20 protein-coding genes are annotated in these 23,561 nt (G+C 72.7%); 4 read left to right on the top strand and 16 right to left on the bottom strand.

What is annotated here, in order from left to right; all coding sequences use genetic code 11:
• Positions 1-11 precede the first annotated feature (11 nt).
• The 3 genes from HNR21_RS22460 to HNR21_RS22450 are packed head-to-tail and all read right to left on the bottom strand — an operon-like array spanning position 12 to position 3,302.
• Positions 12-1,100, bottom strand: coding sequence for a carboxymuconolactone decarboxylase family protein (locus tag HNR21_RS22460; RefSeq protein ID WP_119730417.1), 1,089 nt, complete (start codon positions 1,098-1,100; stop codon positions 12-14).
• Between the two features lie 10 nt (positions 1,101-1,110).
• Positions 1,111-2,775, bottom strand: coding sequence for a GMC family oxidoreductase N-terminal domain-containing protein (locus tag HNR21_RS22455; RefSeq protein WP_182706744.1), 1,665 nt, complete (start codon positions 2,773-2,775; stop codon positions 1,111-1,113).
• Positions 2,772-3,302: a DUF5987 family protein gene (locus HNR21_RS22450; RefSeq protein ID WP_233358693.1), complete on the bottom strand. Its 531-nt coding sequence runs from the start codon at positions 3,300-3,302 to the stop codon at positions 2,772-2,774. The genes HNR21_RS22455 and HNR21_RS22450 overlap by 4 nt, the downstream gene beginning before the upstream one ends.
• A gap of 328 nt (positions 3,303-3,630) precedes the next feature.
• On the opposite strand from HNR21_RS22450, the gene HNR21_RS22445 reads away from it, so the two are divergent.
• The gene (locus HNR21_RS22445) at positions 3,631-4,299 is read left to right on the top strand and encodes a ScbR family autoregulator-binding transcription factor (RefSeq protein ID WP_182706743.1); all 669 of its coding nucleotides are present in this window, start codon (positions 3,631-3,633) and stop codon (positions 4,297-4,299) included.
• Positions 4,300-4,477: 178 nt separating this feature from the next.
• On the opposite strand, the gene HNR21_RS22440 is transcribed toward HNR21_RS22445, so the two are convergent.
• Positions 4,478-5,293, bottom strand: a complete 816-nt coding sequence (locus tag HNR21_RS22440) for a TIGR03084 family metal-binding protein (protein ID WP_182706742.1) — start codon at positions 5,291-5,293, stop codon at positions 4,478-4,480.
• Between the two features lie 978 nt (positions 5,294-6,271).
• Here HNR21_RS22440 and HNR21_RS22435 point away from each other — a divergent pair.
• Together HNR21_RS22435 and HNR21_RS22430 are read left to right on the top strand one after the other, a co-directional pair.
• On the top strand, positions 6,272-7,339 hold the full coding sequence (locus HNR21_RS22435; protein WP_119730411.1) for a ParB/RepB/Spo0J family partition protein: 1,068 nt from the start codon (positions 6,272-6,274) through the stop codon (positions 7,337-7,339).
• A gap of 455 nt (positions 7,340-7,794) precedes the next feature.
• On the top strand, positions 7,795-8,547 hold the full coding sequence (locus HNR21_RS22430) for a helix-turn-helix domain-containing protein (protein ID WP_182706741.1): 753 nt from the start codon (positions 7,795-7,797) through the stop codon (positions 8,545-8,547).
• 252 nt (positions 8,548-8,799) lie between these two features.
• Here the strand turns inward: HNR21_RS22430 and HNR21_RS22425 are convergent, their stop codons facing one another.
• From HNR21_RS22425 to HNR21_RS22385, 9 genes are all read right to left on the bottom strand, one after another.
• On the bottom strand, positions 8,800-10,188 hold the full coding sequence (locus HNR21_RS22425; protein WP_182706740.1) for a cytochrome P450: 1,389 nt from the start codon (positions 10,186-10,188) through the stop codon (positions 8,800-8,802).
• A complete protein-coding gene (locus HNR21_RS22420) occupies positions 10,185-10,724 on the bottom strand; it encodes a flavin reductase family protein (protein ID WP_119730408.1) in 540 nt (179 codons plus the stop codon). The genes HNR21_RS22425 and HNR21_RS22420 overlap by 4 nt, the downstream gene beginning before the upstream one ends.
• Entirely contained in the window at positions 10,721-10,960 is a 240-nt protein-coding gene (locus HNR21_RS22415) for a hypothetical protein (protein WP_119730407.1), read from the bottom strand. Before HNR21_RS22415 ends, HNR21_RS22420 begins: the two co-directional genes overlap by 4 nt.
• Positions 10,961-11,288: 328 nt before the next feature.
• Positions 11,289-12,299, bottom strand: a complete 1,011-nt coding sequence (locus HNR21_RS22410) for an enediyne biosynthesis protein (protein ID WP_119730406.1) — start codon at positions 12,297-12,299, stop codon at positions 11,289-11,291.
• A gap of 5 nt (positions 12,300-12,304) precedes the next feature.
• Positions 12,305-14,275 (bottom strand): CRTAC1 family protein, encoded by a 1,971-nt coding sequence (locus HNR21_RS22405; RefSeq protein WP_119730405.1) that lies wholly within the window; start codon positions 14,273-14,275, stop codon positions 12,305-12,307.
• A 3-nt stretch (positions 14,276-14,278) separates the two neighbouring features.
• The gene (locus tag HNR21_RS22400) at positions 14,279-15,292 is read right to left on the bottom strand and encodes a DUF1702 family protein (RefSeq protein ID WP_119730404.1); all 1,014 of its coding nucleotides are present in this window, start codon (positions 15,290-15,292) and stop codon (positions 14,279-14,281) included.
• A gap of 307 nt (positions 15,293-15,599) precedes the next feature.
• Entirely contained in the window at positions 15,600-16,595 is a 996-nt protein-coding gene (locus tag HNR21_RS22395) for a DUF1702 family protein (RefSeq protein WP_119730403.1), read from the bottom strand.
• Between the two features lie 115 nt (positions 16,596-16,710).
• Entirely contained in the window at positions 16,711-17,565 is an 855-nt protein-coding gene (locus HNR21_RS22390) for a maleylpyruvate isomerase N-terminal domain-containing protein (protein WP_312881172.1), read from the bottom strand.
• Positions 17,553-18,839: a carotenoid oxygenase family protein gene (locus tag HNR21_RS22385; RefSeq protein ID WP_182706739.1), complete on the bottom strand. Its 1,287-nt coding sequence runs from the start codon at positions 18,837-18,839 to the stop codon at positions 17,553-17,555. The genes HNR21_RS22390 and HNR21_RS22385 overlap by 13 nt, the downstream gene beginning before the upstream one ends.
• 84 nt (positions 18,840-18,923) lie before the next feature.
• On the opposite strand from HNR21_RS22385, the gene HNR21_RS22380 reads away from it, so the two are divergent.
• The gene (locus HNR21_RS22380; RefSeq protein ID WP_119730401.1) at positions 18,924-19,598 is read left to right on the top strand and encodes a TetR/AcrR family transcriptional regulator; all 675 of its coding nucleotides are present in this window, start codon (positions 18,924-18,926) and stop codon (positions 19,596-19,598) included.
• A gap of 13 nt (positions 19,599-19,611) precedes the next feature.
• Here HNR21_RS22380 and HNR21_RS22375 read toward each other — a convergent pair whose 3' ends face one another.
• The 3 genes from HNR21_RS22375 to HNR21_RS22365 all read right to left on the bottom strand — a co-directional run bounded on the left by HNR21_RS22375 (position 19,612) and on the right by HNR21_RS22365 (position 23,411).
• Entirely contained in the window at positions 19,612-21,153 is a 1,542-nt protein-coding gene (locus HNR21_RS22375) for an acyl-CoA carboxylase subunit beta (protein WP_182706738.1), read from the bottom strand.
• 188 nt (positions 21,154-21,341) lie between these two features.
• On the bottom strand, positions 21,342-22,385 hold the full coding sequence (locus tag HNR21_RS22370) for an NAD-dependent epimerase/dehydratase family protein (protein WP_182706737.1): 1,044 nt from the start codon (positions 22,383-22,385) through the stop codon (positions 21,342-21,344).
• A 60-nt stretch (positions 22,386-22,445) separates the two neighbouring features.
• Positions 22,446-23,411 (bottom strand): hypothetical protein, encoded by a 966-nt coding sequence (locus HNR21_RS22365; RefSeq protein WP_182706736.1) that lies wholly within the window; start codon positions 23,409-23,411, stop codon positions 22,446-22,448.
• Between the last annotated feature and the right edge of the window lie 150 nt (positions 23,412-23,561).

Raw genomic sequence — 23,561 nt, 5'->3', positions numbered from 1 at the left:
GACACGGACGGTCATCCCGGACGGTCCCGTTTCAGCCCGGCGTACAGGCGGCCCCCCTCGGCACGGGCCGCCTGGAAGCTCGCCCATGAGGTGAGGCCGATCAGCGCCGCGTCGCCGGGCCGGGCACGGCGGAAGTCGTCGACGACCGTCCGGTCGACCTGGTAGGAGGCCCGGGCGGTGAGCAGCGCCAGCCGCCCGGCCGGCACGTCGGCGGCGGGCAGCCCGGCGAGCATCGGCTCCACCCAGGCCCGGCTGGGCATGGCCGGGCCGTTCTCCCCGGCCATGCCGTCCGGCGGGTCCGGCAGGAGGGCCCGGACGGATTCCGGCACCGAACGCCGCCCGACCTCGGCGAAGGCCGCGGCCGCGCGCGCGAAGGCGCCGGCCACGTGCGGGCTGCCGGCCGCCCAGCGCATGTCCTCGGGCAGTGCCGCGTCGGGCAGCAGGTCCAGCGACCGCCCGGGGCGGCGGCCCCGGGCACCGGCCCGCATCACGCGGGCGAGCAGCCGCCTGGCGCCGCCTCGCAGCGCCGCCGGCACGCCCGGTGGGAGAGGCGAATCGCCCAGGAACACGTTGACCATGCGATTGAGGTAATGGAAGGTGACCGCCACCCCGACCAGCTCGGCGGCCTCGGCGTCCGTGCGGAGCATTCCGGGCGGTGCCGCGGGACCTCCGGACGGTCCCCCCATCCCCCAGGCCGCGATCTCGCGCAGCCGTGGATCGGCGACCGACGCGAGCCGTCCCTGGGAGACGGCGGTGGCGTCGCGCCCCGAGGCCAGGCCGTGCAGCACGGTGCCGTGCACCTCGACGCAGTAAGGGCAGGTGTTGCCCAGCGACACGGCGGCCGCCGCCGTCTCCTTGACCGCACGCGGCACGCGGCCCGAGGCCAGGAGCGTCTCCCGCAGCATCATCCAGCAGGCCGCGAGGGACTCCGGCACGGGGGCGTGCAGCGCGACCGGTGGGGCGAGCATGCCGAAGTCCTGCTCGACCTGCGCGTAGACCGCGCCGGCCAGCCCCTCCGCGGCGCCGTACGGCACCGCGGAGACGTGGCGGATCTGGACCTGTGCCCCTCTGCGGGCCGCCCGGGCCAGCATTCTGCTCATTGCCGGGCCGTCATCCGCGGATCACGCCGGGCACCAGCGGCTCCACCGCGCGGCGGGCGCTCGTGGCGCCGTCCGGCGCCGGCGCCCCGTACCTGACCGGTATGCCGCGCTCCTGCGCCGCCCGCACGATGGCGGGCATGGCACGTTCGGCCAGCGCGGCGATGGTCATCGCCGGGTTGACCGTCAGGCCCGTCGGCACGGCGGAGCCGTCGGTGACGAAGATGCCGGGATGGCCGCGTAACTCGTGGCGGTCGTCCAGCGCCGAGGTGGCCGGATCATCGCCGATCCGGCAGGACGCGAGCGGATGCACCGTGTAGGCGCCGACCAGGTCGTTCGTCCACGGCCGCACCTTGGCCAGCCCGTCGCGCTCGAGGATCTCGCGCACCGCGGCGTCCGCCTCGGCCCAGCCTCGCGCCGTGTTCAGGGTGGGGCTGTACCGGAGGTTGCCGCGCCCGAGCATCTGCTGGGAGATGCGCATGGCGTTGCCGGTGGCCGGGGGCGGGCCGAAGACCCCCTCGTTGTCGTCCTCGGACATGATGAAGATCGTCAGCCAGGACTGCCAGCGCCGCAGCATCTCCTTCTTCCGCACCCCGAACCAGGTCGGGGCGCCGGCGTCCTCGGCGTCCGGCGCCTGGGCCAGGATCGTGCCCAGGCCCGGCGGGAAGTACAGCTGCTCCAGCGAGAAGCGGGAGAACTCGGGCAGGTCTCCGTCCAGCCGGTCCCAGTTCGCCACGACCGGGCCGCGGCCGATCTGGTTGGCGGCATAGGCCAGGCCGCCCTCGCGGGAGAGCCCGAGCACCTCGCGCACCCGGTCCTCGTCGATGACCGCCGTGTTGAGGCGTTCGCCGTTGCCGGAGAAGTACCGGCCCACCGCGTGGGGCATCTTCCCCAGGTCGGCCTCGGAGCGCTGCAGGATCACCGGGGTGGCCCCGGCCCCCGCGGCGAGAACGACGATCTTGGCGTCGATCGTCCCGCTCGCCGTGTGGATGCGGTAGTCCTCGTCGTCGATGACGTTGTAGTGGACCCGGTAGCCGCCGTCGTCGGTGCGGGTCAGCCGCTGCACCTCGTGCAGCGGGCGGATCTCGGCGCCGTGCGCCAGGGCCGCGGGAAGGTAGTTGAACAGCAGCGACCGCTTGGCGTCGAAGCGGCAGCCGGCCATCATCCAGTTGCAGTTGGTGCACTTGTCGTTGTCGACGGCGACCGGCACCGGATTGGCGGTCAGGCCCGCGTGGGCGCACGCCGCCGCCCACAGCCCGCCGGCGTAGGTGACCTCGTTCCAGTCCTGCCCGGTGACCGGCAGCGCCTCGGCCACCCGGTCGTACCAGGGCTCCAGCGTGTCCCGGGAGATCGCCTTCGGCCAGATCCGGCGGCCGATGCTGCCCTGGCGGTCGAAGACGAAGCGCGGTGCGCGGGGCATCGCGGCGAAGTACACGACGCTGCCGCCGCCCACGCAGTTGCCGCCGAGCACGCTCATGCCGTCGCCCACCACGAAGTCGAAGATCCGGGTGTAGGACGAACCGAGCTTGAAGTCGTGCTCGAACTCCCTGCTCTCCAGCCAGGGGCCGCGTTCGAGCACCACCACGCGGGCGCCGCCCGCGGCGAGGTGGTACGCGGCGATCGCGCCGCCGAAGCCGCTGCCCACCACCAGGACGTCGGTGCGTTCGACACTGCTCATCGCGGGCTCCCCGAAGGCGTGGTGTCGGGATGGACGTCGGCCAGCCGGCGGCCGTAGGAGTAGGCGGGGAAGCGCCACAGGCCGTCGGGGGAGGGCTCCATCAGCCCCATGGCCAGCAGGCCGGGATGCCCCTCGGCCAACGCGTCCCGGGTGTGCATGTGCGCGGCGGTGTCGAAGGCCATGTTGCTGAACAGGGCGAGAAGGACCCAGGCGTCCTTCTCCGGATGGCCGGGGGCCACCAGGGAGCGGACCAGGGCGGTCCGGTCCTCGAACGCGAGCGCGACGAAGGCGGGGACGCCGGGGTCCAGCGTCAGCCCGTGCTGGTCCGCGTACGCGCGCGCATGCTCGTTCAGCATGTCCGCCAGCACCGGCAGATCGGTGTGGATCCCGGTCGCTGGCGTCCGCAGCAGCTCGACCGCGCCCGCCGCGACCGCCCCGGGGCCCTCGGCGGCGCCCGCGACCGCCCTGTCGTCGGGGGAACGCCGTTCACCGGGAACGATGGTGTCGGCGAATGCCTCGAGTGTCATTGTCTCGGCTTCTTTCTCTTCCGCGGATGCCGATTCCATCGGCGGCACACCTCCCGTTCGCCGTGCGAAACCCATGGATATACGGAACATATGAGGCGAATCGGCGTCATCGACTCATCGCGCGCGATACCCGTCAGGAATCTCATTCCTGTCCGTTATCGTCCACTTCTTCCGGCGTCCCCGGCATCCTTGAGAGTGTCGTCCGCGGGGCCGGCGCGCACTGAAGACGCGTATCGGTACCGGTCCCCTTCTCGGCGCCGCCACTGGAAGTTGCACGACCGGTTGCCCGGTGCTATAACCCTGCTCCCATCGAACACTTGGACAGGAGATGCAGAAGAGAGCCGAACGGACCCGTCAGGCGATCCTGATGGCCGCCGCCGAGATGTTCGAGGCCAAGGGATACCAGGCCACCAGCCTCCAGGACATCGTGACCGGGCGCGACGTGAGCAAGGGCGCGGTGTACTTCCATTTCCCGAGCAAGCAAAACCTCGCAGTCGCCATCCTCCAGGAGCAGCTCGGCCGCTGGCCCGCCCTGGTGGACGAGCTGCGTCAACATAACCAGCGTGTGATCCGGCTGCTTCCGGAGCTGCTGTGGCGCGCCCACGCGATCTTTCACGACGACGTGCTGACCCGCGCGAGCACCCGGCTGGCGTGTGAGGGGGACCTGATCGGCGCCTCGGCGCCGCACCTGTTCTGCGGGCAGGCCGACGTCATCGACGCCCTGCTCCAGGAGGCGCGGGAGCAGGGCGACCTGCGGCCGGACGTCGACACCCGGATCGTGGCCGAACTCATCGTGGCCACGTTCGCCGGGCTGCAGCGCATGGCCGTGCTGCACAGGACCGGGAACGCCGACGTGCGCGCCCACCTGGCGGAGATGTGGCGGTGGCTGCTGCCGGGACTGGTCAAGGCCGAGCACATGAACGAGGTGATGCGCGGCATCAACGGAATCGGGCCGACGCCGGACACCGGCACGCCGCGCCCGGATCTGTCCAACTGAGATCCCGCCGGGCCCGTCGGGCGTCCCGGCGGCAGGACGGGCGGCAGCGGCCGCCCGGCACGCCTGCGGGAAGCCCCCGCGCCGGTCCCGGCGATGTGCCGGTCCCGGCGATCACGGGCGCCGGAACAGGGGCGCCCCCGGGTCCGGATCGCCACCCTCGCGGGATGGCGATCCGTGTTCACCCGGCCCGGCCGTCGGCGGCGACGGGCTTGTCGAACTGCCCCGGCCTGCGGCCCGGACCGGCCGGGCCGCGGTACGCCTGGGCGATGTCCAGCCACTGGTCGGCCTCCTCCCCCGACGCCGTGACCGCCAGGTCGTCGCGATGCCGGCGCCTGGTCACCAGGAGGCAGAAGTCGACGGCGGGACCGGTGACGCGCTGCGGGGAATCGGCCGGGCCGAACTCCCAGACCGCGCCCGACGGCGCCGTGATCTCGAACCGGAACTGGGTCCTGGGCGGGGTCATGCCGCGCGCCTCGTATCCGAAGTCCCGGGTCAGGACCGCGAAGCCGACCAGGTGCCCGATCCTGTCGGTCCGCTCGATCTCGACGCCCAGCGCGTCGGCGATGTCCTGGCCGTGGGCGAACACCTCCATGATCCCCGCGCAGGCGAGGATGGTCGGCGGGAGCGGATTGACCAGCCAGGGCACCGTCTGCCCGGCGGGCACCGAGCTGAGCGCCTCGACCGCCGCCGCGCGCTCGTCCTTCCAGCGGGCCAGCATGACGTCCGGTTCGGCACGGTACTGGGCCAGCGCGGCGTTGACCGCCCCGTCGAAGTCCGCCTTGGCGGCGGCGGCCATCGCCTTGAACGCCTCCGGCTCGGCGGCCGCCATCCCGGCCAGCCGGAAGATGAACGACAGATGCGCGACCTGGTCGGCGATGCTCCAGCCGGGCGCGGGCGTCGGCAGTTTCCATTGGCGCTCGTCCAGGCCGGACACCAGGTCGTCGATCTGCAGGCTTTCGGCGGTCAGATCGGAGAACACGTCCAGTTCGGCCACTTCTCGCTCCTCGGATGGGTTCACAACGGTCGGGAGTGGCCGCCGGCGTCATCCCTTTTCCAGCGCATGGTCCTGGGACCGCGCGGCGGCCGGGAACGGCGCCGGAAAAGGATCATCGGCCGGGCGGCGTGAAAGGGGTCGCCCACCGATCGCACCGCCTTTGTGCAGCCGAGGCCAGTATCGATCAGATCGCCCCGGCCGGCTTCGCGCATTGTGCTCCATGGTCCCGGCATTTCAGGGAATCGGCTCCGGTGGCGGGCGCACCGGCCCGCATGGCGAACGCCCGTCTCTTCCGGCTCCGGCACACCGCCGCGCACGACGCCGAGCTCACCGATGCCTTCATCAGGGTGGCCGGACTGGTGGACCCGCCGGTCACCCTGATGCGCCCTCGTACGGCATTCCGGTGGTGCCGCATTCCCCGCGCCGGTCAGCGGCTCCCCTGCACCGATCCGAGACGAGCGGCATGCCGGCGAGCGAGGCCGATCCGACACGTGTCCCCGGGACCGGGCGCATCGGCCTTCCGCCGGCCCGGACCTCGCCTGTCTCGGAACGCTCCCAGCATGCCCCACCGGAGATCCCGCGGGCTTCTTCCAACGCGCCGCCGGCGCCCGGGATCCGGCGGCGGTCACGGACGACCGAGTCGTGCACGTCAGGCCGGCCGGAACCCGGTCTCCGCAGCGAGTCCCCCTCCGCGGGACCGCCCAGCGCGAGCCCTCCGGAACCGCGCCGACCAGCCCCGGCGCCGGAGACGACACGACCATGCCTGGCCGCTGACTCCCGCAGTTAGGAAAGTCTTGCCTAGCGTGCTGTTTACATCGGCCGGCCGCCGCCCGGAGGATCCGTCCAGATGACGGGCGTCCCCAGGAGCAGGCAGGGAACACGGTGGGCGATACGGACATCACGAGGTGCTACGGACGGGCCTCGTTGCAAAATTCCGGCCAACCGGTATCTTTCTGGACAAGTGCCAGCCATCCTGCGATGTTCGCTCCATGCGGGACCACTGGCGCACAGTCCTTACACCGTTCCAAGGGTGCAGGGGGCATCGTGGACAAACTTTTGCAGGCAACCGCATGCCCTCCGGATGGAGATGATCAGCCGAAGATATCCAGGGCCTCCGGCGCGGAGGCGCAGAGCGTACCCATAGAACTGCTGCGCTCCGGCATATCCCCGAGAGCGGCCGAGGACGAGAAGCACATATTCCGCCTGGCGCAGACCGAGAGCCCGCTGCCGCCGATTCTGGTGCACCGGCCGAGCATGCGCATCATCGACGGCATGCACCGTCTCAAGGCGGCCATGCTGCGGGGAGAGACCGAGATAAAGGCGATCTTCTTCGACGGCAGCGAGGAGGACGCCTTCATCCTGGCGGTGCAGGAGAACGTCACGCACGGGCTGCCGCTCCCGCTGCCCGACCGCAAGTCCGCGGCGGCGCGCATCATCTCCTCCCACCCCGACCTGTCGGACCGGGCGATCGCCGCGCGCACCGGGCTGGCCACCAAGACCGTCGCCGCCCTGCGCCGCCGTTCATGCGGGGATTCACCGCAGTCGAACATCCGCCGGGGCCTGGACGGCCGGCTGAGGCCCCTGGACGCGGCCGAGGGCAGGCGCCGGGCCGCCGCGGTGATCGAAGAGCACCCGGGGGCGTCGTTGCGCGAGATCGCGCGCATGGCCGGGGTCTCCCTCGGCACCGCGCACGACGTGCGCTGCCGGCTCGCCCGCGGCGAGGATCCGGTGCCCCTGCGGCTGCGGGACCGGCGCCTGGCCGCGCCCGTCGCCGACGCCGCCCCCTCCCGCCGGCCGATCAACGTCGAGGTCCAGACCCTGCTGCGCAAACTCGTCAAGGATCCCGCCCTGCGGCAGACCGACTCCGGCCGCCGGCTGTTGCGGCTGCTGCACGAGTGCTCGTCGGCGATGCGGGAATGGGGCGCGCTGATCGACTCGGTGCCTCCGCACTGCGCGGCGATCATCGCGCTGATCGCCCAGCAATACGCCGAGCACTGGAACTGCCTGGCGAGCGCGCTCGAAAACCGGGAGAAGTCGGCGCCGTGAGCTGACCGGGCAACACGGTGACGGCCGGTCCGCAGCGCCGGACCGGCCACAACTCCCGGCCGCGGTGCCGGCGACGGCTCCGCCCACCCCGCCGCCGCCGCACCGGCCGCCGAAGCGCGAGTCCGTTTCGAAAGAATTCTCGATCCACGGTGCGCGAGCCCGGTCGCGGGTTAACCCGGTGATACGTCCCGCCATACCGGGCGGCATCCTGCGATAAGCAGGACTCCCGCACTTGGGCTAAGCGCCGGAATACTTTACCCAGCGTTTCCGGGACATCACCTGGAGTCCGCCGGCGTTCAGGTGGGGACATACATTTCTTGACACCCCCATGATAACCTCAGCGCGGCGTTTACCACCCGGCAGCATCACCATCGCGGTCCACCACGCACCCTGTTTCTGACATAACCGCACCCGCCAGAACATGGCTTCCGTAAGGCATTAGAGGGAAGGGTGAAATGGACAGTAGGACGGAAGAGAGCATCCAGCGGGCGATCGAGAGCATCCACCAGAACATTGACAAGAGAATAACCATTGACGACATGGCGAAGACCGCGATGTTCAGCAAGTTCCACTTCACCCGCCTCTTCCAGCGGATGACCGGGGTCTCCCCCGGCAGGTTCCTCTCGGCGGTGCGCCTGGAGGAGGCCAAGAAGCTCCTGCTGACCACGTCCCTGAGCGTCACGGAGATCACGTACCGGGTGGGCTACAACAGCGTCGGCACGTTCAGCACACGTTTCAAGAACAGCGTGGGCCTGTCCCCCACCGCCTACCGCGAACTGCACGGGTTCACCCCGCGGATCTGCGACGAGACCCGGCGTCCGGGCAAGCGCACCGCGGTCGTGCACGGGGATTTCGCGACGCCGGACTCCGGCGGAGCGCAGGGAACGGTCTTCATCGGGCTCTTCCCCGACACCATCCCGCAGGGCACACCCGTCAGGTGCACGATCCTGGACCGGCCGGGCCCGTTCCGTCTGGAGAGCGTTCCCGAAGGGGTGTGGTACCTGCTGGCCCAGTGCGTGCCTTCGGAGCTGAGGGACAGGTCCGACGCGGTGCCGGTCGTCGCGGCGCACGGGCCGATCGAGATCCGGCCCGGGACCATCACCCCGCCGCTGGAGCTGCGGCTCAGGCCGATGCAGCTCCTCGACCCGCCGGTGCTGATGGCGCTCACGGACGTCCGCAGGACGGCGCTGAGCTCGGCCGCGAGCTGACCCGGCGAGCCGGAGGCCGCACCCCGTCCCGGGGAGGGGACGGGCGCCGGCCGGAGGGTCGAAGTGAACTTGGGGCGGTCCCGCCGATCCGGCGGGACCGCCTTCTCTTGCGGGCGGGCGCGGCACCGGCCCGCTCGCGTCATCGCGGCCCGCGCGGGTGGGCTCCGCAGATGACGACAAGCCGGAAAAGCGTCCCGGGCCGGCAGGCCCGGGACGCTTTTCTCCGTGGTGGGCGGGTCCGTGGCGGCCGGGTCACGGCCCGGCGGCGTGCACCGTCATCGGCAGGCCGCCCCGGATGCGCAGGGACAGCATCGGCTCGGGAACGGCCTTGCGGCCCGGCACCCCGGTCAGGCGCAGCTCCCGTCCCACCATGGCGAGCACGAAGACGGCCTCCATCGTGCCGAGATGGCTTCCCACGCAGAACCGGGGACCGGCGCCGAACGGTATGTAGGCGTACCGTGGCCGGGGCGCGGAATTGGCCGGGGCGAACCGCTCGGGATCGAAGTCCTCGGGCGAGTCCCAGAACTCCGGATGCCGGTGCAGCGTGTACGGGCAGACCATCACGTCGCTGCCGGCCGGCACGTGGAAGCCGCCGACCTCGTCCGCCCGCTGGGCCACCCGCGTCAGGATCCACACCGCCGGGTACAGCCGCATGGTCTCCTGGAGGACCATCGTCGTGTAGGACAGCCTGGGCAGGTCGTCGACGACCGGCGTCCTGTCGCCGAGCACCTCGACGGCCTCCTCGCGCACCCGCCGGGCCGCCTCCGGATGCCTGTCGAGCAGGTGGAACGCCCACCCGAGGGTGCTGGCCGTCGTCTCGTGGCCCGCCAGCAGCAGGGTCACCAGCTCGTCGCGCAGGCGCCGCCGCCCGACCCGCGGGTCCGGCTCCTCCCGGACCGAGGCGATCAGCCGGGACAGCGCGTCGTCCCCGTCGGCCGGGCGCGCGGTGCGCTCGGCCACCAGGCTGTCGACGACGTGCTCCAGCCGCCGGCGGGCCCGGCGGAACCGCCGCTGCCGGGGCAGCGGCAGCCACATCGGGACCAGGCCCTGGGTCACCATCTCGAACATCGCCTGGTCCTGGACCGCCTCGAAGTCCTCGCCGATCGACCTGTGCGCGTGCAGGTCCGCGTCGAGCAGCGAGCGGCCGAGCACTCCGAGGGTCAGCCCGGTCAGCTCCCGCACTATGTCGACCGGCGGGCCGCCCGCCCGGGCCCGCAGCCGGGCCACCAGCTTGGCCGCCTCCTCGGCGACCACGTCCGCCTGCCCGGAGACGCGCTTGTGCTGGAAGGCGGGCTGGACGACCCTGCGCTGCCTGCGCCACAACTCGCCCTCGCTGGTCAGGAGCCCGTCCCCGAGAGCGCGCCGGGCCTGCACGAGACCGATTCCCTTGTGGTAGTTGGCGCTGTTGTCGGCCAGCACGTGCTTTGCGTGGTCGGGATGGTTGAAGAAGTAGAGCGTCCGGGGGCCGATCGCGATGCGGACCGCGTCACCGTAGCGCGCCGCCGACCTCATCAGGTCCAGCCGGTCCATCGCCAGCTTCCTCAGCAGGCTGAAGGTCGCCGTCCTGGGCGGGCCGGGCGGCACCCGCCGGGCCCGCCCCGGGGCGGGCCCGGCGCCTGCGGAACCGCGCGTGGAGGTCATGCCGTCACCTCGCTCCAGCCCGGTTGGAGCTGGTGGAAACGTCCCTGGTAGAACAGCAGGGCCGCGTCCCCCGACTCCGGCCGGTCGATGGACAGCAGCCGGCCGAGGAAGATGGTGTGGTCTCCCCCGTCGTAGGACTTCCACAGCTCGCATTCGAAGTGCGCCAGCGCGCCGCTGATCAGCGGGATGCCGGTGACCCGGCCCGGCTCGCAGTCGATGCCGTCGAACTGGGCCGCCCCCATGGGCCGGGAGAAGTCCGCGAAGTGCCGGGCCACCGCCTGCTGGTGGGAGGCCAGCACCGACACCCCGAAGAAGCCGACGGCCAGCCTGCGGTGCAGGATGGCGGTGCGGCCGACGCAGATCAGCACGAGCGGCGGATCGAGCGACACCGAGGTGAAGGAGTTGGCGGTCATGCCGTGCGGGGTGGCGCCCCCGGTGGTCACCACCGTCACCCCGGTGGCGAAGGTGCCCAGCACACGCCGCAGCCGCCGGGGGTCCGTCATCTCGGGGGGCGGTGGCGCGGGATCGGAGCTCATGCCGCCCTCCCCGGCTGCGCCGCGGACTCGGGAGGGAACTCGCGGCCCGCCTTCGGGGTGAACGGCCTCAGGTCGTCCCGCGGCCGTGCCGGCACCTCCGGGGCGCGCTCCTGGAGTAACCTCTCGCGGCGGCTCCCCTGCCACCTCGGGTGGTTGACGTGATGCACGTTGTCGGCGATGTCGTTCTCCTCGAATCCGGCCGTGTGCCGGTACTCGTAGTGGTTCTCCATGGTCATGGCCGTCCTTCCACCGGGACTGCGAACACCAGCGGGCCGGGGATGTCCCGCGAGATCGTGACGGGCGTGGCGATCCGCGCCTGCGGAGCCCCTCGCCGGGGTCGGCGAGGAGCGCGGGCTCCTCGCCGACCCCCGCCGGACGCGGCGGCCGTTCGCGGAACGGCGCCTCGTTCCGGACCGGAGCCCCCGACGGCGCAGGCGAGCCGGTGACCGGCGGCCTCGGGCCGGGTGACGCCGCCCTGCCGGCCGGAGGAGACGCCCCGGCCGACGACGGCGGCGCACCCGCGGTGGCCGCCGCGGCGGGCCGTGCCGACGAGGGCGGGCCCGGTCATGCGGGAACGACCTTCTTCCCCAGGTCGATGGACTCCGCGGTGCCGTCGACGGCCTGCCGTGCCCGCGCCTCCGCCTCACGCTGCTCACGGGCGCGGTCCACGAAGTGCAGCGACCACAGGAACACGCCGCGGATCAGGCAGACGGCCGCGGTGGCGAAGAACAGCCCGTAGGCGATCGACATGCCGGTGAGCAGCCCGTAGATCACCGCGACCCCCGCGCCGAAGGCGAACTGCGAGGCGGGCTTGGACGGGGTGGTGCCGGGGTCGGTCACCATGTAGTTCGTGTAGAGGACGAACGCCACCCCGGTCATCATGATCAGCGCCGCCGGGATCGAGGTGTCCAGCACGATCCCGCGGAAGACGGCCTGGACGACGTAGAACGAGACCCAGCCCATGATCAGCCAGGTGCGGCCGGTGAGCTTGGCGTTGAGCATCGTGCCCGCGGCCAGGATGACCGCCGGGATGATCCAGTCCACCGGGCCGCCGACGTGCTCGGTGAAGTGGTAGGGCGGGGCGATGCTGGCCCACGGGAAGACCAGCAGGATGACGGTGATGCCGAAGTTGGAGGGGTTCATGTAGTGCCGCATCCGGCCGCGCACCGGGGCCCGCAGCACCCACTTGGTGCCCACCGCCACGACCACGCCGAAGACCATCACCCAGACCTGGTCGTTGACGTAGATCAGCATGTTCATGGCCAGCGAGGTGATGTGCGCCGGGTAGAGGAACTCCACCAGCCCGCGGAACCCGCCGCCCCGGTAGCGCGGGGCGCGGCCCTCCACCCGGGCGCCGACGGCCTCCAGCACGATCTCCGTGGAGTAGCCGGTGGCCAGGGCGATGAAGGGCCACAGCCACGGCTGCTCGAAGCCGAAGACCGTGTAGCCGAGGATGTTGAACACCGACATCGAGATGGCGAAGTTGCGCAGCGCCTTGACGACCTTGGGGTCGTGGTGCTTTCCCCCGGGCGGCCGGACCTGGCCGTTCGTGCTCGCGGTCGTGCTCGCGGTCATCTGCCTCACCTCTCCTTGACCTGGGACCCGAGCAGCAGCGTGTGCCGTCCCGGGGCGAGCTGGAGTTCCTGCCGGCGCACCTGGCCGGTCCGGTCCCGCCAGCGCAGCTGGACCCGCACCGGTCCGCTGTGCGCGCCGAGCCCGACGTGCACCTCGTGGCTGCGCTTGCCGGAGTGGCCGCTGCCGCCGTCGACCCGGGCCAGCTGCCTGCGGCGGTCGGGGGTGATCACCGTCACCTGGGCGCCGACCACCGGGGAGCCGGAGGCGGGCAGCGCGTCCTTCGCCGGGCCCTGCGCTCCGGCGGCCGGCGTGTCGTGCAGCAGCCGCAGGTTCAGGTGGTTGCCGGGCGAGGGGCTGACGTTGCGGTAGAACACCGGCTCGTCCCACTGCCGGGCGACCGCCAGGTCGAGCCGGCCGTCGCCGTCGGCGTCGCCGGTGGCGATGCCCCGGGTGGGCACCGGGACGCCCAGGCCGAGCCGGTCGGCGATGTTGACGTAGCGGCCGTCGTCGTTCTTGGCGTAGAAGTGCAGCTTCTGGCTGCCGGCGATGTCGTCGCCCTCCCTGACGTTGGGCCAGAACTGAGGGTGCTCCAGCACCAGGTCGTTGGAGGCGGCCAGCTCCTGCAGCTGCGGCCACCGGTTGACGTCGCCCTTGACGAACCCTGTGGTCTGGGCGATCGCCAGGTCGCCGCTGTTGTCGAAGTCGGCCATCTTGACGTCCCAGCACCAGCCCGACCAGGCCGTGCCCGCCTGGGTGCTGCGGTCCTCGTACGGCGCCCTGCCGTTCAGCAGCTGCGTCCGCAGGTCGGTGACGTTCTTGGCCGTGGCCATGAACTGGAAGTTGCTCTCCTGGATGCCGAACGTGGTGGTGATGTTGCTGACGAACATGTCGTACAGGCCGTTGCCGTCCAGGTCGGCGAAGTCGATGCCCATGCCCTTGAAGGAGTCGACGCCGACCCGCTTGGACTTGGGCACCGTCGGGGTGCGCGGCGCCTGCACCGTGTCGAACCTGATCCGGCCCGGCACGGAGCGGTTGTGCAGCAGCGCGTCGGTGCCGTGGTCCTGGGCGATGTACAGCTCGGGGCGGTGGTCGCCGTCCAGGTCGTTGGCGCCGGCGGCCAGCACCCATCCGCCGGAGACGTCCTTGGGCAGGACGTTGTCCAGCAGCTGGTAGCGCGCGCCGTTCCCGTCGGCCCCGGTCCAGCGGAAGAAGTAGTCCGGGCCGCCGTTGGTCGCGGCGGACAGGGACCGGTTCATCGCCACGCCGTAGCTGACCCGGTCGTCGAGCACGGGCCCGTGGGGGAAGTAGTTGCCGATGTAGATGTCGTCGTGGCCGTCGCCGTCGAAGTCGTCGACCGCGGCGGCGTTGCTGTTCCACTCGGGGCCGGTGTAGGTGCCGCCCGTGCCCGCTCCCGGGACCAGCTCGGTGGCCGTGTAGGCGGCGGCCGTCAGCGTCTTGGCGTCGGCGCGCGCCAGGTGGATGATCGGGGTGCGGCCCCACAGGTAGACCAGCAGGTCCGTGCGGCCGTCCTCGTTGAAGTCACCGGGCACGCAGCCCATCGGCGCCATCGTGTCGTTCATCGGGAGCGTTCCCGGGCTGAGCGCGAACGGCGCGTAGCGGTCGGCGCCCGCGCCGGGCGTCGGCGTCACCACGACCTGGTCGATGCGCGGGTCGGTGATGCACAGGTCGTTGGCCAGCCCGTCGCCGTCCAGGTCGTTCATCGCGATGCCCGCGCCGACCGAGGAGATCCAGGCGTCGATGTGCTTGTAGTCCTTGTTCACCCGGCGGATCGTCTTCTGCGTGTATCCGCCCGGCATGGCGATCGACATCGGGGTGAACGCGTACCTGCGGGCCAGCTCGGCGCCGTCGGCGGCCGGCGCGCTCGGTGGTCGCACCGCGTAGAACAGCGCCACGATCAGCGCCAGGGCCAGGACTCCCGGCAGCTGTCTGCGCAGCCAGGCTGCGATTGCGGTCACGGCCTAACACCTCCCAAGGGTTGCGAACTCGTCGGCGATGCGCCGCCGCCATGTCTCGTAGGCGGGCCAGGGGCCCGGGACCGGGCCGGTCGGCCTGGTCCGCGCGCAGATCCGTGCGGCCTCCTGCGGGCTCATGCCGCAGATCGCCTGGGTGGCCGTCTCGGTGTGCGGGACGAGCAGGCCGGCCCGCAGCCTGGCCTCGGCGGCGAACGCGCTGCCCTGCGCGACCTGCGGCCGGTGCTCCCCCGCCCGCTTGAAGAACCCGCGCAGCTCGTCCTCGTCGGCGCCGCCGGCATAGGTGGCGGCCAGCCCGGCGCCGCTGTACAGGTCCGCCCTGCGGGACGGCGGGAAGTCGTCGATCATCCGGGTGACCAGGTCGGCGTCGGCGCCGGCGACGAACCACAGGGCCCGGCCCACGCCCTGGTCGATGGCCCGCCCGGCATAGCCGGTGAAGTCGTCGGCGGGCCAGGGGAACGCCGGGTCCCGCCACTTGCGGCGCACGTACCGCTCGGTGCGGAAGTAGGCCTGGTGGAAGCCGTAGCCGTCGAGCACCAGCCAGCGCAGCAGCGGATCGAGGGGCTCGTCCGGCCAGCGGAACCTCGGCAGCCGGGCCATCGCCCAGCCGATCCCCACGTAGACCATGTAGACGTGCCGGTCGCCGCGCCCGGCCAGCAGGCCGGCGACCCTGCCGCCGCCGCTGAACGGCAGGGCGTCCACGACGGTGAATCCCATCGCGGCGCCCTCGTAGGCGAAGCCGCGGAACCGTTCCGGGATCTGCTCAAGCCGTTCTTCGGCAGCCCTCACCGAAGCCGCCTCGGCGGCATGGGCATAACCTGCCAGAAACATTTCACCGATCGTTTCCAGCAGTTTCCTGGCATCCGGGCTTTTCACATGGAACCCGCGCCGGTCCAGCTTGGTCTCCCCGATGCCCGGGGTGAGGACGCGACGCCGAAGCGTCCGCAAAACGTTGGACAACGCTATCTCCAAAGCTCCCTCGAGTAGCCTCTGACCTGGCATTGCACATGCCGGGGCAGGTGCGACTCAGACGTTCGGCACGGGACGCCCGGACATCCTGGAACGCCTGTCGACAGACGGAGAAAGACCTCGCGACAATCTCTCTGACCTACTTGGAACAAATACAAGCATTCGCTCTGACGGCTCGGCCACTTCGTCCGTGCGGACCGCCCCGGGAGGGATCGATCAATTTTTCGAATTGACGACCGAGGATGCGTGAGGGAAGGGGCCGCAGGTGCTGCGGGCGCACCGTTGGCGACATGGGGCGCGACCGGCCGGCGCCGGTGCGGGGCGTGCGGAAAGGCCGGTCTCAGCCGGCGGAGCGGTTTCCGGAGACGGCGAAGCGCGCCTGCACGTTGCGCCGCCACCGCTCGTAGGCCGGCACCGGGCCGGGACCGGTCTCCTCGACGGCCCCGGCGTCGGCGAGCGCCACGGCGGCCTCGACCGACGAGCCGGCCAGGACCTCCGCGGCGGCCCGGGTGTGGCCGGGCACGTGCCCGGCGTAGTGCCGCGCCTTGACGGCGAACACCGCCCCCTGGGCCAGCTCGGCCTGGAAACCGGCGGCCTCCTCGCGCAGCACGGCCAGGCCGTCGGGCTCGCAGCCGCCCGCGAAGCCCGCGGCCAGGCCCACACCGCTCCACAGGTCCGCCTGCCGCCGGTCGGCGAAGCGCCGTACCGCGGCGGCCACCCGGAGGGGCTGCGCGGCGTGGATGAACCACAGCGCCCGCCCGATGCCCTGGTCCACCGCCCGGGGGAAGTAGTCCCGCGACCCCTGCCACGGGTAGGACTCCGGCACGCGCTGCTCGTCCACCACGCGCCGGGTGTCGAAGTAGGCGCGGTCGAAGCCGTAGCCGTCGACCGCCAGCCAGCTCATGGTCGGGTAGTACGCCGAGCCGCTCAGGTCGGGCAGGACCTTCTTCCACAGCGGCCGGGGCAGCCGGGCCATGGCGAAGCCGATCCCGATGTAGGCCAGGAAGATGTGCGGCCGCCCGGGTCCGAGCAGCAGGTCGCGGGTGCGCCGTCCACGGCCGCCGCGCATGGCGTCCAGGATGGTGAAGGCCATCGTCACGCCCTCGTAGGCGAACCCCCGCAGTTCCTGGCCGACCATGTCGAGCCGCCGCTCGACCTCCCACTGGTCGCGGGCGTCGATCCCCCACTCGAAACCGCAGACGACCGCCTGGGGGATGGCCTCCAGCCGCCGTACCGGCTCCGCAGGGGCCTGGGGGAACCCGCGCGCCCCGAAGGTCACCTCGGCCAGCGACGGCGTGAGGAGCAACCTGCGGAACGACCCGAGGACGGTGGGCATGGTCCCCCTCCAGACGTCACCCGAACAGCCGGTTCATGCGCAATCGTCCCTTTTGGTCTTGTTGCACTGCATCTTTCGCCGTGCGGCGCCCGGTCCAGGACCGGCCTGCGGCGGCTCAGGAGGGCAGCCGCATCGTGCGCATGAACACCGGCAGCAGCCACGGGCGGCGGCCACGGACCGTCACCTTCCCGGTCAGCGCGGCGCGCACCCGGCCGACCCGGCCGAACAGCATGAGGTTCAGCGTCACCGGGTCGAACGACAGGCGCACGTCGGTGGGGCCGCCCGGCTCCTCGACCGACACCCGCCCGTCGGTCAAGGCCATCGTCACCGGCACCGTGTGCCGGGAGCGGAACTCCACGGCGATGCGGCCGGGCCGCGGCGGCGGGGCGCCGTCCAGCAGCCGCCCGTAGCCGTAGCGCGTCACCCCGACGAGGAACAGGTCGAAGAACAGCGCGGCCTCCCCGGGCGGCACCGCCCACGGCGCCCGCAGGGCGCGGGCGACGTCGCGGCCGTGGATCTGGAACTCGTTGAGCAGGTGGGCCAGCACCCCGGCGAGCGGAACCCGGGAGCCGCCCAGCCAGTCCACCGGCGCGGCGGGGTCGAGGTCGCCGGTCGTCCCCAGGATCCGCGCCACGTCCTCGCGCAGCCGCCGCGCGAGGACGCGCGGGTCGCGCTCGGTGTGGACCCGCAGCCCCACCTCGTTGAAGCCGGCGACGGTGTCGACGGTGGTGAACGGGATGCGCTCGGCGAGGGCGGGCACCGGCAGCGCGGCGTGGCCCTCGCTCACTATGACGGCGTACATGCCGGAGATCACCGCCACGTGGGCGGCGGTGTCGGCGACCGACCAGTCGGCGGTCGCCATCGCGTGCGGGTCGGGCGCGGACTCCACCATGCCGGCGAACCGGTCGCCGGTGCTCTGCAGCGCGGCGCGCACCGTCCGCCACCTGTCCCCGATGATCAGCGGATCCACGGTCCCTCTCCTTCGGCGGGCGCCCGGCGGGGCGCCGGGCGCCGGTCGGCCGACGTCTCCCGGTCCGGGCCGGGGACCGGCGTGGGATGCCCGGGGAGCCAGACGGCGCGCCGGGTCACCGGCAGCCCCAGCGGCAGCCGGACCACCGCCCGTGGCGGGCCGGCGATGTCGAGCGCGTCGAACGCCAGCAGATGCCCGCGCCGCCGGGCGGGGTCCTCGGTGAGGACCACGACCCAGCCCGCGCCCTCCGCGGCCCGCCCGGCGTCCGGCACGAAGAGCGGGCGGCTCACCGGGCCGCCGCCGAGCCCGCGGACCGTGGTGGCGCCGGTCCGCAGATCGTGGCGGCACAGCCGTACGTCGGCCGCCCCGCCGGTCAGGCCGAACAGGTACCGGTGCCGGTGCCCGAAGACCCGCTCGTCCACGACCGCCGTCCGTCCCGCCTGGGGGATCGCCCGGTCCGCCACGGCCCCGGTGTCCAGGTCGAGCGTCCACCTGTGCACCCGGGGCGGCGGCACGGCGCCCGGGTCCGGATCGTCGAAGGCCCGCGCGTGCCGGACCGCGTCCAGCACGACCGTGCCGCCGTCGTCGTAGGCGTTGACCACGTCGAAGACGTAGCAGGGCTCGATCGGGAACCAGCGCGGTTCGGCGTCCTCCCCGGGGTCCCGCGGCAACAGCCCGATCCGGGCGGGCCGGCCGGGCCGCCAGGCGTAGGGGAAGCGCGCCCCGACCAGCGCCGCCGCGCGATGGTGGACGACCGGGAGGTCGAGCACCACGACGTACCGCCGGGTCAGCGCCACCGCGTGCATGAGGGGCGCGCCGTCCAGCGCGAACGGCCGGGCGCGCAGCACGCCGCCGTCGGGCCCGGCCACCAGGTGCTCGGCGTGCCCGAGACCGGGATAGGCGGCCACCGTGTGCCACTCGGCGGAACCGGCCGTGCGGACCGGGCGGGCGAGCGTGATGTACGCGGGCTCGTCCCCTCCCGCGGCGTCCGGCGCCCACACCGTGGGCGCCAGGGCGGGCACCGGGCCGAACGGCCTGTGCCGCCGCACCGGCAGCGCGGCCCGGTGCCATCGCGCGACACCGCCCTCCAGCCGGATCCCGTGGAAGACATGGGGGCCGGCATGACCGTGCGGGACGCCGGGTCCGGCGGCCAGCGGATGCGTCGCCGCCTGCAGCAGGCAGCCGTGCAGCCCCTCGGGGAGCTCGCCCACGACCGGCAACGGCTCGTCACCGGGCGCGTGCCCGGGGTCCGGGTCCCTGGCCAGCACAGCCATGCGAGGACCTCCTCGGAGGGGCGGCCACACGTAGCATAACAGTGTTTCACTTAAAAAATATCGGCGTTATGCAACAATGTCAATATGAGCCCCCGCAGACTGGACCCCGCGATCCGCACCACGCTGATCGACATCGCCGCCCGGCTGCTGGCCCAGGAGGGACCGCAGGCGCTGTCCACCCGGCGGCTGGCCGCCGAGGCGGGAAGCTCCACGATGGTCGTCTACACGCACTTCGGCGCGATGAGCGGCCTGGTCCGCGAGGTGGTGCACGAGGGCTTCGCCCGGCTGCAGGGCTACCTCACCCGGGTCGAGCGCACCGGCGACCCGGTCGCCGACATGGCGCTGCTGGGCCGCGCCTACCGGCACAACGCGCTGGCCAACCCGCACCTGTACGCGGTGATGTTCGGCGGCGCCTCGCTGGCCGGCTTCTCGCTCACCGAGGAGGACCGCCAGCACGGCCGCTACACGCTCGCCAACGTCGTCGAATGCGCGGCCCGGTGCCTGGAGGCCGGCCGCTTCCGCGCCGGCGACGCCGAACTGGTCGCCCACCAGATGTGGAGCGCCATCCACGGGCTGATCACCCTGGAGCTCGGCGGCTACCTGATCCCGCCGTACGACGCCGAGCGCTGCTTCGAGGCCCAGCTCGTCGCCCTGATGGTCGGCGCCGGGGACGCGCCGGAGGCCGCCACCCGGTCGGTGGCGGCCTCCCGTCACCGCCTGCGCGGCGAGGTCGAGCCCGTCCCGGAGCCCACGGGCTGATCCCGTCCCGCGGTCACAGGGGGATGTTGCCGTGCTTGCGCCGAGGCGGCTCCCTGCGCTTGTTGCGCAGCATCGCCAGGCCGCGGGCCACCGCCGAACGGGTCTGCACCGGGTCGATGACGTCGTCGACCACGCCCCGTTCGGCCGCGTAGTAGGGATGCACGAGCTGCCGCGCGTACTCCTCGGTCAGCTCCGCCCGCAGCGTCGCGGGGTCGGCGGCGGTGGCCAGCTCCTTGCGGAACAGCACGTTGACGGCGCCCTCGGCGCCCATCACCGCGATCTCGTTGGTCGGCCAGGCCAGCGACAGGTCGGTGCCGACCGAACGGGAGTCCATCACGATGTAGGCGCCGCCGTAGGCCTTGCGCACGATCACCTGCACCCGCGGGACGGTGGCCTCGCAGTAGGCGTACAGCAGCTTGGCGCCGTGCCTGATGATGCCCTCCCGTTCCTGGTCGACGCCCGGCAGGAAGCCCGGCACGTCCACCAGCGTCACCAGCGGGATGCCGAACGCGTCGCAGAACCGCACGAACCGCGCCGCCTTCTGCGCGGCGTCGGCGTCCAGCACCCCGGCCAGCACCAGGGGCTGGTTGGCCACCACGCCGACGACCTCGCCGTCGAGCCGCGCCAGCGCGCACACGACGTTGCGCGCCCAGCCCTCGTGCACCTCCAGGAAGTCCCCGTCGTCCACCAGCTCCTCGATCACCAGCCGCATGTCGTAGGGCCGGTTGGGCTCCACCGGGACGATCTCGGCCAGCCGCGGCCGGACGTCGGAGTCCGCCCCGCACGGCGGGCAGGCGGGCGGCGGCTCCAGGTTGTTGCCCGGCAGCAGCGACACCAGGTACCGCACGTCCTCCAGGCAGTCGGCCTCGTCGTCGTAGACGAACGAGGCCACCCCCGACTGCGATCCGTGCACGCCCGCGCCGCCCAGCTCGTCATGGCTCACCCGCCGGCCGCTCACCGCCTCGACGACGTCGGGGCCCGTCAGGTACATCTGCGCGGTGTCGCGCACCATGAACGTGAAGTCCGCCAGCGCCGGGGAGTAGGCCGCTCCCCCGGCGCACGGGCCGAGCACCACGCTGATCTGCGGGATCACCCCGGAGGCCTGCACGATGCGCCGGAAGATCCCGCCGTACCCGTGCAGCGACATCACCCCCTCCTGGATCCGGGCGCCCCCGCTGTCGTTGAGCCCGATCAGCGGGGCCCCGTTGTCGACGGCCAGGTCCATCACCTTGTGGATCTTCGCCGCGTGCGCCTCGCCCAGGGATCCGCCGAAGACGGTGAAGTCCTGCGCGTACACGAAGACCCGGCGCCCGTAGATCGTCCCGGACCCGGTGATCACGCCGTCGGTGTGCGGCCGGTGCCCGCCGAGCTTGGGGCCGTGCGCCTGGTGCCGCCGGTACAGCTCGATCTCCGTGAACGAGCCCTCGTCCAGCAGCAGCTCGAGCCGTTCCCGCGCGGTGCGCTTGCCCAGCGCGTGCTGCCGATCGACCGCCTCCCGGCGCCCGGCCACCACCTCCCGGCGCCTCGCGCCGAGCCGCTCGCGCAGCGCCTGCATCGACGGCGCCCGCGCGGCCTCCTGTGTCCGCTCCTGTGTCCGCTCCTGTGTCCGCTCCTGTGTCCGCTCCTGTGTCCGAGCGGTCCCGTTCCCGTGCGCCGGCCGTGGCCGCGGCACGGGGACCGGCACGAAATCCAGCTCCGAGGCGCTCACCGCCTCTCCCCCTTCCGGTCATGTCGGCGGCCCGGTCAGCGCCGGACCGCCGGCTGGCGTTCCCCGGCGGGACGGCCCGCCTGCCGGGCCGACAGGTGCCCAGCCCGATACAGCCACCGCACGGTCTCCTCCAGGGTCCGGGTGAACGGACGCGGAGCGATCCCGCCGGTGGGGGCGTCCTCGCCGACGCGTGTCGCGCGGGCGCACACGTAGATGGCCCCGTAGGGCGCGGGGATGTGCCACGGCCAGGCCCGCTGGACCAGGTCGGCGAGCAGGCCCACCGGCACCAGCGCGGCGGCCGGCGCGAACACGGCCGGCAGCCTGCGCCCGGTGATCTCGCGCAGCGCCCGCACCTGATCGCGGGTGGCCAGGTAGCGGCCGGGGCCGAAGTACCTGTTCCCCTCGCGTCCCGGCGTGGTCAGCAGCGTCGCGTGCAGCTCCGCGGTGTCCCGCACGTCGCCCACCGGGAAGCCGCCGCGCGGCCAGATCGGCATCAGCCCGCGCAGCGTGTCCCGGATCCGCGCCGTCTGGTCCCCCAGCCTGGGGTCGTCGGGGCCGAGCAGGGCCGGCGGATAGGTGATGACGACCGGCGCCCCCTGCTCCTGGTGGCGGCGGGCGACCGCCTCGGCGGCGGCCTTGCTGGCCAGGTACGCCTCCCGGGGCCTGCCCACCGGGGATCCGGCGCCGACCGTCCGCCCGCCGGAGGGGGCCAGCGCCCCGAAGGTGGACACGTGCACGATCGGCCCGTCCACCGCCCGCCGCGCGGCGGCCAGCACCACCTCGGTCCCGGCGACGTTGGTCCGCCGGATCCGCGCCCGGTCCCGGCTGTCGAAGGAGTACACCGACGCCGCGTGCAGCACGGCCTCGGCACCGCGCACCGCGGCGGCCACGGCGGTCTCGTCGCGGACGTCCCCGGCGGCCACCTGCACCGCGTCCAGGTCGACGCCGAGCGGGGACAGCGCCCGCTCCACCGTCGAGGGGTCGCGGGCCAGCAGCCGGACCCGGTGGCCCCGCGCCACGATCGCCGCCACGGAGTGGGCGCCGACGAACCCGGTGCCACCGGTCACGGTCACCAGCATCAGATCATCTCCCGGTCGGTCCGTTCCGGCGGCACGTCCTGCGCGGCTCCCGGGCCGGTCTCAGGCCCACGGGGCGACGGGGTACCAGATGAGGTCGCGGCGGGCCAGGATGCGCACGTCCCAGTACAGGAGGGTGAAGACGCCGGCGACCAGGAACGCGGCGGCCACCAGCACGGTGGCGCGCCGCGGGTCGGCGGCCAGCCACCCCCGCAGGCGGTCGCCCGCCAGCGCCGCCATCAGCAGGAACAGCAGGGCCATCACCACGATGTTGCCGAGCGACTGGAGGCTGAAGGCCACCGCCCCGTACAGCACGTTGCCGCTCTCGGCGGCGTCCCGGAACATCTGCCGGAACAGCGCGAAGGGCCGTCCGATCAGGAAGCCGCCGATCAGCGCGCCCATCAGGACCATGGGCGCGTTCGGGAACCGCGCCGACACCCGCGCCAGCGGGTCGGGGAGCACCCCCAGCGCGGCCAGTCCCAGCCAGATCAGCACCACGCCGATGATCCCGAACACGATCATCGCCTGCACCAGCCGCGGGGAGAAGCCGGTGGCCGGGCTCGCCGTCTGGAACTGCGGCATCCGGGTGCCGACCAGCGCCACCACGACCCCGTAGAGGGCCGACACCGTGATCATGCCCGCCGACAGCCAGCCCAGCGGCCGGAGCATGCTCAGCATCCGCCCGCGCGCCGTGGTGGTCTGGCCGACCAGCGGCGCCAGCGCGCCGAAGGCGGCCACGTTGCAGGCGGTGAAGGTGCCGGCGATCCCGGTGACGAAGGCGAAGGCGATCCCGGCGACCACGCCGTCGATCGGCCGGTCCCGGACCTCGTGGCCGAGCATCGTGTTCGCCACGTTGTCCCCGATGGTGCGGTCGACGAACTCCGCCGACCACACCACGGTGAGCAGGAACCCGGCCAGTGCGGACAACCCGATGACCAAGGCGCGGCGGCGCGGGAAATGGCCGTTCACGAACATCGACGTGGGCCGGGCCACCGGTGGGGTCACGGCGCCGCGGGCGGTCTGCGTCATGGCCGACTCCTGGAATGTCGCCGAATCCGGAGGGCCGCTGCGAACCCGCCCTCCCGGCAGGAAGTCTCCGGACGCGGCGCGGCCGGACGCATCTCTGTGATTGCGAAGGGCGATCGGCGCCGGGCGCCCGCCGCCCGGCGCGGGCGTTCC

This window comes from Thermomonospora cellulosilytica (assembly GCF_014138835.1).
Taxonomy (GTDB): domain Bacteria; phylum Actinomycetota; class Actinomycetes; order Streptosporangiales; family Streptosporangiaceae; genus Thermomonospora; species Thermomonospora amylolytica.
This window is presented reverse-complemented; position numbering and strand designations above follow the sequence as displayed.

Excerpts from the sequence above, each read along its gene's own strand:
- HNR21_RS22450 (WP_233358693.1), bottom strand. The coding sequence starts at position 3,302 with ATGACACTCGAGGCATTCGCCGACACCATCGTTCCCGGTGAACGGCGT.
- HNR21_RS22375 (WP_182706738.1), bottom strand. The coding sequence starts at position 21,153 with ATGCAGGCGCTGCGCGAGCGGCTCGGCGCGAGGCGCCGGGAGGTGGTG.
- HNR21_RS22435 (WP_119730411.1), top strand. The coding sequence starts at position 6,272 with ATGTTCGCTCCATGCGGGACCACTGGCGCACAGTCCTTACACCGTTCC.
- HNR21_RS22380 (WP_119730401.1), top strand. The coding sequence starts at position 18,924 with ATGAGCCCCCGCAGACTGGACCCCGCGATCCGCACCACGCTGATCGAC.
- HNR21_RS22445 (WP_182706743.1), top strand. The coding sequence starts at position 3,631 with ATGCAGAAGAGAGCCGAACGGACCCGTCAGGCGATCCTGATGGCCGCC.
- HNR21_RS22425 (WP_182706740.1), bottom strand. The coding sequence starts at position 10,188 with ATGACCTCCACGCGCGGTTCCGCAGGCGCCGGGCCCGCCCCGGGGCGG.
- HNR21_RS22385 (WP_182706739.1), bottom strand. The coding sequence starts at position 18,839 with ATGGCTGTGCTGGCCAGGGACCCGGACCCCGGGCACGCGCCCGGTGAC.
- HNR21_RS22410 (WP_119730406.1), bottom strand. The coding sequence starts at position 12,299 with ATGACCGCGAGCACGACCGCGAGCACGAACGGCCAGGTCCGGCCGCCC.
- HNR21_RS22455 (WP_182706744.1), bottom strand. The coding sequence starts at position 2,775 with ATGAGCAGTGTCGAACGCACCGACGTCCTGGTGGTGGGCAGCGGCTTC.
- HNR21_RS22365 (WP_182706736.1), bottom strand. The coding sequence starts at position 23,411 with ATGACGCAGACCGCCCGCGGCGCCGTGACCCCACCGGTGGCCCGGCCC.
- HNR21_RS22420 (WP_119730408.1), bottom strand. The coding sequence starts at position 10,724 with ATGAGCTCCGATCCCGCGCCACCGCCCCCCGAGATGACGGACCCCCGG.
- HNR21_RS22415 (WP_119730407.1), bottom strand. The coding sequence starts at position 10,960 with ATGACCATGGAGAACCACTACGAGTACCGGCACACGGCCGGATTCGAG.
- HNR21_RS22400 (WP_119730404.1), bottom strand. The coding sequence starts at position 15,292 with ATGCCAGGTCAGAGGCTACTCGAGGGAGCTTTGGAGATAGCGTTGTCC.
- HNR21_RS22430 (WP_182706741.1), top strand. The coding sequence starts at position 7,795 with ATGGACAGTAGGACGGAAGAGAGCATCCAGCGGGCGATCGAGAGCATC.
- HNR21_RS22460 (WP_119730417.1), bottom strand. The coding sequence starts at position 1,100 with ATGAGCAGAATGCTGGCCCGGGCGGCCCGCAGAGGGGCACAGGTCCAG.
- HNR21_RS22370 (WP_182706737.1), bottom strand. The coding sequence starts at position 22,385 with ATGCTGGTGACCGTGACCGGTGGCACCGGGTTCGTCGGCGCCCACTCC.
- HNR21_RS22395 (WP_119730403.1), bottom strand. The coding sequence starts at position 16,595 with ATGCCCACCGTCCTCGGGTCGTTCCGCAGGTTGCTCCTCACGCCGTCG.